Origin of the sequence: Cryobacterium tepidiphilum (assembly GCF_003716325.1) — a bacterium.
Taxonomy (GTDB): Bacteria; Actinomycetota; Actinomycetes; order Actinomycetales; family Microbacteriaceae; genus Cryobacterium; species Cryobacterium tepidiphilum.
On the sequence record NZ_RDSR01000006.1, the window covers coordinates 139,172 to 145,271 of the forward strand.

The 6,100-nt window shown below is 67.4% G+C and carries 7 protein-coding genes and 1 tRNA gene; 6 read left to right on the forward strand and 2 right to left on the reverse strand.

All coding sequences use genetic code 11. From position 1 onward, the window contains the following. Positions 1-27: 27 nt before the first annotated feature. Together EEJ31_RS05690 and EEJ31_RS05695 are read left to right on the forward strand one after the other, a co-directional pair. A tRNA-Thr gene (locus tag EEJ31_RS05690) sits at positions 28-103 on the forward strand. Between the two features lie 115 nt (positions 104-218). Then, positions 219-1,220 carry a hypothetical protein gene (locus EEJ31_RS05695; protein ID WP_123045328.1) on the forward strand — a complete coding sequence of 334 codons (1,002 nt, stop codon included), beginning with the start codon at positions 219-221 and terminating at the stop codon, positions 1,218-1,220. Between the two features lie 273 nt (positions 1,221-1,493). On the opposite strand, the gene msrB is transcribed toward EEJ31_RS05695, so the two are convergent. Then, a complete protein-coding gene (gene msrB, locus EEJ31_RS05700) occupies positions 1,494-1,895 on the reverse strand; it encodes a peptide-methionine (R)-S-oxide reductase MsrB (RefSeq protein ID WP_123045329.1) in 402 nt (133 codons plus the stop codon). Between the two features lie 236 nt (positions 1,896-2,131). Here msrB and EEJ31_RS05705 point away from each other — a divergent pair, with 236 nt between their 5' ends. The 4 genes from EEJ31_RS05705 (at position 2,132) to groL (ending at position 5,352) form a co-directional block, all read left to right on the forward strand. Further along, positions 2,132-2,548: a DUF3263 domain-containing protein gene (locus EEJ31_RS05705; protein WP_123045330.1), complete on the forward strand. Its 417-nt coding sequence runs from the start codon at positions 2,132-2,134 to the stop codon at positions 2,546-2,548. A 2-nt stretch (positions 2,549-2,550) separates the two neighbouring features. Beyond that, entirely contained in the window at positions 2,551-3,159 is a 609-nt protein-coding gene (locus tag EEJ31_RS05710; RefSeq protein WP_123045331.1) for a LytR C-terminal domain-containing protein, read from the forward strand. Positions 3,160-3,285: 126 nt separating this feature from the next. After that, the gene (locus tag EEJ31_RS05715) at positions 3,286-3,486 is read left to right on the forward strand and encodes a cold-shock protein (protein WP_123045332.1); all 201 of its coding nucleotides are present in this window, start codon (positions 3,286-3,288) and stop codon (positions 3,484-3,486) included. A gap of 237 nt (positions 3,487-3,723) precedes the next feature. Next, positions 3,724-5,352, forward strand: coding sequence for a chaperonin GroEL (groL, locus tag EEJ31_RS05720; protein ID WP_123045333.1), 1,629 nt, complete (start codon positions 3,724-3,726; stop codon positions 5,350-5,352). Between the two features lie 83 nt (positions 5,353-5,435). Here the strand turns inward: groL and EEJ31_RS05725 are convergent, their stop codons facing one another. After that, entirely contained in the window at positions 5,436-5,726 is a 291-nt protein-coding gene (locus EEJ31_RS05725; protein ID WP_123045334.1) for a WXG100 family type VII secretion target, read from the reverse strand. Positions 5,727-6,100 lie beyond the last annotated feature (374 nt).

The window sequence follows — 6,100 nt, forward strand, 5'->3', positions numbered from 1 at the left end:
TGGGTGCTCGAGGCCTGCGGGCCTCATGCCGGCCTGGCGCAATTGGTAGCGCACCGCTCTTGTAAAGCGGGGGTTACGGGTTCAAGTCCCGTGGCCGGCCCCACAATGGCTGAACCCTGCCAGGTATTTTTCGGGCCTGACCTGCTGCTGAATGAGCAACTCGGGTGTTTACTGCGGGATGAAGCGTAATCGTTGCGTCCCGACCCGAAAGGTGCGCCATGAAAGTCGTCGTCTACATCCTCTCTGTGCTCATCGCCACCGCTCTGATTGGTGGCGGCGCCTTCCTTGTCGCTGTCACCACGCCGGACCCTGGCAGTTGGCTGATCTTCCTGGCCACGATGGCGCTCACCGTCTTTGTTTACGGGCCGTTGGTGCTCGGTTCGATGCTGGCGTACTGGGATGCGAAGAGGTCCGATGCGAGCAAACGGTACTTCGCCTGGTGGTACCGAATCGTCGTGGGCCTCGAGGTGCTGGCCGCCATCGGGATCGTGATTTTCGCCATGCTGGCCGACGCCCCCGTTTGGCTGCCGGTGCTGTTCATCGCTGTGGGCGCGGCTCTGATCATGGTCGCCGTGTTCGTCGGAGCCTGGTTGCGCAAGCGGGAGGAAGCACGAGCGCCCGTCGAGCGGCCCTGGCTGCCGCTGACGCGGCGCGAGATTCTCCGAAAGATCACCAAGATGGTTGTGACCTTCGTCGGTGCCTTCGTTATCGGACTTGCCCTTCTTGCCCTGTTCGCGCGGGAGATCTTCACAGAGTCTCTGGTTCAGGCCCTGGGTCTCGCGGTCGGCGTCGCCTTCTTCGCCGCCGCGATGGCGGGCATTCTCGTGACGATGCCGCTCTTTCGGCAGATTCGGGAGATCGTGGGGCGTGACGCGGGTCAGGTGAGGAAGCTCGCGAAGGTCGTGCTGAAGGGCAAGCGTCTCGACCTTGACGAGGAGGAGCAGGTCGATGCGACCAAGTATGCCGCGGTCGCGGCGATCATGCTGCCGTTCCAGCTCGCGTACATGATGCTGCTCTACGCCGGCATCATTCTCCAGCAGGTGCAATTGCTCGCGAACCCGGTGGCGAGGCAACTTGTCATCCCGATGTTGGCGCTTTTGGTGCTGCTCCTGGTCGTTGTCGTGCCATTCAGTGTGCGTTACATCCGACGCGCGCGAGCCTACGCACGCGAACACGAAGACCTCGTGCCGGCGGTCAGCCCGGTTCCGTCGGCGTCCTGAGCGGGAGCCCCCTGCGCCCGGACTCGCCCGATCGGGCGCATCCGTTGGCGAAGCACCGCGGTACAGGGTGGGGGCCGGTGATACCGCCGGCCACGGTCGTTCGGGTTGCCCGCTCTGGGGCGCGCGCCCGGATGAGAGACGCGCACCTCACAACGGGAGAGGATGAACGGCCGTGGCCGACGCCTGTCCCACGCCGTTGTGAGGCGTTAACCAGTCAAGCATCGCGACCGGCCGCCGAACCGGAATGAAACCGAACCGTTAGGTTCGCGCGTGCTACTCGGCGGGCTTGAAGTCCAGCGAGAGCGAGTTCATGCAGTACCGGTCACCGGTCGGGGTGCCGAATCCGTCAGGGAAGACGTGGCCGAGGTGAGACCCGCAACGCGCACAGCGCACCTCGGTGCGCACCATGCCGAGCGTGTTGTCCTCGATGAGCTCGACCGCTTCCGGCCGAACCGACTCGTAGAAGCTCGGCCAGCCGCAGTGCGACTCGAACTTCGTTCCGCTCTTGAACAGCTCGTTCCCGCAGGCGGCGCAGGCGTACACGCCCGCACGGCTCTCGTCGAGCAGCTCACCCGTCCATGCCCGCTCGGTTCCGGCCTTCCGCAACACGGCGTACTTCTCGTCGCCAAGCTCCTCGCGCCATTCCGCTTCAGACTTCGTGACCTCGTAGTCCATGTCGGGCTCCTTCCTCTGCGGACCGTCCCGATCGCGGTCCTCCCTTAGCCTAAACTCGCCCGGTATCCGGCACATTCCGTGTTACGCCACTGCCCAGCGCATTCCCATCCTCGGCCGTTCGCGCCGACGTGCCGGGTGCCACTCGCCCCACGCCGACCCGCCTCGACGGACTCCCAGACGTTGCCAAATAAGATGACCGTGACGTTCCCAGTCGGGGATCGTCGGGGGAGGACGCCATGCTGAGTGATCAGGGCAGCGACGCGCGCGAGGCCGCCCCCGAGGCATCCGCTGACACCGAACCGCAGCAGGCAGAGCCACACGCCGAGCCCGGCGCCGACGCCGACGGGCTCACCGCGCGCGAGCAGGCGATCCTCGCCTTCGAGCGGCAGTGGTGGAGCCATGCCGGCGCCAAAGAAGAGGCCATCCGCACCCGGCTGGGGCTCTCCGCGGCCCGGTACTATCAACTGCTGGGTGCGCTTATCGACTCCCCGCACGCCCTCGCCGCCGACCCGATGTTGGTGAAACGGCTGCAACGGATGCGCCACGCCAGGAACGAGGCACGCGCGCGTCGCTCACTGGGACCGACACCCTCCACCCCCGCTCCCGGCCGGTCGGCCGGCGCAGCCCGCCCCACGAGGACCGAATCAGACTGACGATGCCGAGTAACTATCCGAAAGACCGTTTCGACAACCTTCCCCGCAAGATCGACCGTGTCGGCGCGCACCGCCCGCCGGCGCGCGGCGGTCGGGGGTGGATCGCGTTCTGGTGGGCGCTGGCTGCCACGGTGCTGTTGATCGCGATCGGTGTCGTCGGATTGTTCATCCTCGACCACCGGCTTGACGTCGCCCTGCCCGGCAAACAGCCGGCAGCCCAGACGCCGGCGCCCACCGCGACGGCGACTGCGACTGCGACCCCCACGCCGACGCCCACGCCCACGCCCACGCCCGAGGCGACCCTCGACCCCGACGCCGGGGTCACCGTGCTGAACGGCTCGCAAGGGTTCGGTGTGGCCGGTGCCGTCTCGGAGACGCTCGGCGACGCCGGCTGGAGCATCACCTCGACCGGCGACGCCGACTCCGAGGACATCCCGTCGACCACCGTCTACTACTCCGACCCGGAGCTCGAGGGGGCGGCCCGGGGTGTGCTCGACGACATCATCGACACCATTCCCACGGCCACGCTGGCGCTCTCCGACGACTACGCGGAAAGCGACGCGGACATCACCGTGGTCGTCGGGAACGACTACCCGCCGCTCTCCCAGTAGTGCCGGCAGTAGTACCGGCCCGAAAATTTCTGCCGTTCCCTCTGTCTTGCGGGTACACTGCTTCGCTAGTATCTGCTCGTAGCACCGGCGCTGGGCGGGTGCCAGACACAGCAACGGGAGTTACACATGGCGAATGGGACCGTCAAATGGTTCAACGCTGAAAAGGGATTCGGCTTCATCACCGTCGACGGCGGGCAGGACGTGTTCGTGCACTACTCCGCCATCGACATGAACGGATACAAGGTGCTCGAGGAAGGCCAGAAGGTCGCCTTCGAGGTCGGCAGTGGGGCCAAGGGACCCCAGGCCGAGGCGGTCCGCCCCCTCTGACACGCTTCCCCGCCGGCGCGAGATCCGTCACACGCCGCCGAGGACTGCTTACCCTTGCGAACGCCGCCCGCGGAACGGGCGGCGTTCGTCATTCCCGCCGCCGTCCGCCGCCGCGCATCAGCCCTCCTCGTCGCCTTGCACTCTCCGCACGAGAGTGCCAGAATCGGGTTAGCACTCTTGGGATTTGAGTGCTAACCGATCACTTTTCGTTACGTCCGGGAGGGACGAGAAACACACATGGCAAAGATCATTGCTTTCAATGAAGAGGCCCGTCGTGGCCTTGAGCGCGGCCTGAACACACTCGCCGACACCGTCAAGGTCACCCTCGGCCCGCGCGGCCGCAACGTCGTTCTGGAGAAGAAGTGGGGCGCCCCCACGATCACCAACGACGGTGTGTCCATCGCCAAGGAGATCGAGCTCGACGACCCGTACGAGAAGATCGGTGCGGAGCTCGTCAAAGAGGTCGCCAAGAAGACGGATGACGTCGCGGGCGACGGCACCACCACCGCAACCGTGCTCGCCCAGGCCCTGGTCCGCGAAGGCCTGCGCAACGTCGCTGCCGGCGCCGACCCCATCAGCCTGAAGCGCGGCATCGAGAAGGCCGTCGACGCGGTCACCAAGGAACTCATCGCCAACGCCAAGGAGATCGAGACCCGCGAGGAGATCGCCGCCACCGCATCCATCTCTGCCGGTGACGAGACCATCGGCGCCATCATCGCCGAGGCCATCGACAAGGTCGGCAAGGAAGGCGTCGTCACGGTCGAGGAGTCGAACACGTTCGGCACCGAGCTGGAGCTCACCGAGGGCATGCGCTTCGACAAGGGCTTCCTGTCGGCGTACTTCGTGACCGACCCGGAGCGCCAGGAAGCGGTCTTCGAAGACCCGTACATCCTGATCGTCAACTCCAAGGTCTCGAACATCAAGGACCTGCTGCCGATCGTCGACAAGGTGATCCAGTCCGGCAAGCAGCTGCTCATCATCGCCGAGGACGTCGACGGCGAGGCCCTGGCCACGCTCGTCGTGAACAAGATCCGCGGCATCTTCAAGTCGGTTGCCGTCAAGGCCCCCGGCTTCGGCGACCGCCGCAAGGCCCAGCTGCAGGACATCGCGATCCTCACCGGTGGCCAGGTCATCTCCGAGGAGGTCGGCCTCAAGCTCGAGAACGTCACCCTCGACCTGCTCGGTAGCGCCCGCAAGGTCGTCATCACCAAGGACGAGACCACGATCGTCGAGGGTGCCGGCGACGCCGAGGCCATCGCCGGTCGCGTCGCCCAGATCCGTGCCGAGATCGAGAACACCGACAGCGACTACGACCGCGAGAAGCTGCAGGAGCGCCTCGCGAAGCTCGCCGGCGGTGTCGCGGTCATCAAGGCCGGCGCCGCGACCGAGGTGGAGCTCAAGGAGCGCAAGCACCGCATCGAGGACGCCGTCCGCAACGCGAAGGCTGCCGTCGAAGAGGGCATCGTCGCCGGTGGTGGCGTGGCCCTGATCCAGGCCGGCAAGACCGCCTTCGAGGGCTCCGCACTCAGCGGCCTGGTCGGCGACGAGGCGACGGGCGCGAACATCGTGCGCGTGGCCATCGACGCCCCGCTGAAGCAGATCGCCCTGAACGCCGGCCTTGAGCCGGGTGTTGTCGCCGACAAGGTGCGCAACCTGCCCGTCGGACACGGCCTCAACGCCGCGACCGGTGAGTACGTCGACATGCTGGCCGCCGGCATCAACGACCCGGTGAAGGTCACCCGCTCCGCGCTGCTGAACGCCGCGTCGATCGCCGGCCTGTTCCTCACCACCGAGGCCGTCGTCGCCGACAAGCCGGAGAAGACCCCGGCTCCCGCCGGTGACCCGACCGGTGGCATGGACTTCTAAGCGAGAGCACCATTCGCTAGAGCGATTCCACACAGTGGGCGTCTCCCCCCGGGGAGGCGCCCACTGGCGTTTTTCCGGCCGTGCTAACGGGCGAACAGGTGCGCGTTCGCCTGCTCGGTCTCGGCGTACTGCTGGCCGGCCTGCCCGAGGGCCTCGTTGATCTGCGCGAGGCTCTCCGCCACGCGCTGCTGGGTGCTCCGCCAGTCGGCGATGACGCCGTTGAAGGCGCTGGCCGCCTGGCCCACCCACGACCCCTGCAGGTTGGTGAGCTGCGCGAGCATGCCGCTCACCTCGCCCTCGATGCGCGCCGCCGACTGCCGCACGGCCGACGCGGCGCTGAACACCTCTTCGCTGTCCACCTGGAACCGGGTCATGACGCTCCTTTCCTCGCAACGGATGCCGCCACGCTAGGCCGCCACGCGGCATCCGCGACCGGAGAGCGGGCGGCCGGTGCACAAGTGCTCACCCGACGGGGCTGGGGAGGACGCGGACCCCGCGCCCCGTGCCCCCTCGCCCTCGCCGTCTGCGCTCGGCGGCCCGTCTACGCTCGCGAGTGCGGGCTAACTGCCGCCTTCGGAGCTGGCGGGCGACATCAAGCGCGCACTCGCGAGCGTGGCTGACCGCGAGTGCGGGCTAACTGCCGCCTTCGGAGCTGGCGGGCGACATCAAGCGCGCACTCGCGCGCGGGCTAGGAGGCGGAGGGAGCGGCCGCGAGGGACTGCGGGGCGGCGGGCGAGCCGGCGAGGGG

Excerpts from the sequence above, each read along its gene's own strand:
- msrB (WP_123045329.1), bottom strand. The coding sequence starts at position 1,895 with ATGGACTACGAGGTCACGAAGTCTGAAGCGGAATGGCGCGAGGAGCTT.
- EEJ31_RS05705 (WP_123045330.1), top strand. The coding sequence starts at position 2,132 with ATGCTGAGTGATCAGGGCAGCGACGCGCGCGAGGCCGCCCCCGAGGCA.
- EEJ31_RS05725 (WP_123045334.1), bottom strand. The coding sequence starts at position 5,726 with ATGACCCGGTTCCAGGTGGACAGCGAAGAGGTGTTCAGCGCCGCGTCG.
- groL (WP_123045333.1), top strand. The coding sequence starts at position 3,724 with ATGGCAAAGATCATTGCTTTCAATGAAGAGGCCCGTCGTGGCCTTGAG.
- EEJ31_RS05710 (WP_123045331.1), top strand. The coding sequence starts at position 2,551 with ATGCCGAGTAACTATCCGAAAGACCGTTTCGACAACCTTCCCCGCAAG.
- EEJ31_RS05715 (WP_123045332.1), top strand. The coding sequence starts at position 3,286 with ATGGCGAATGGGACCGTCAAATGGTTCAACGCTGAAAAGGGATTCGGC.
- EEJ31_RS05695 (WP_123045328.1), top strand. The coding sequence starts at position 219 with ATGAAAGTCGTCGTCTACATCCTCTCTGTGCTCATCGCCACCGCTCTG.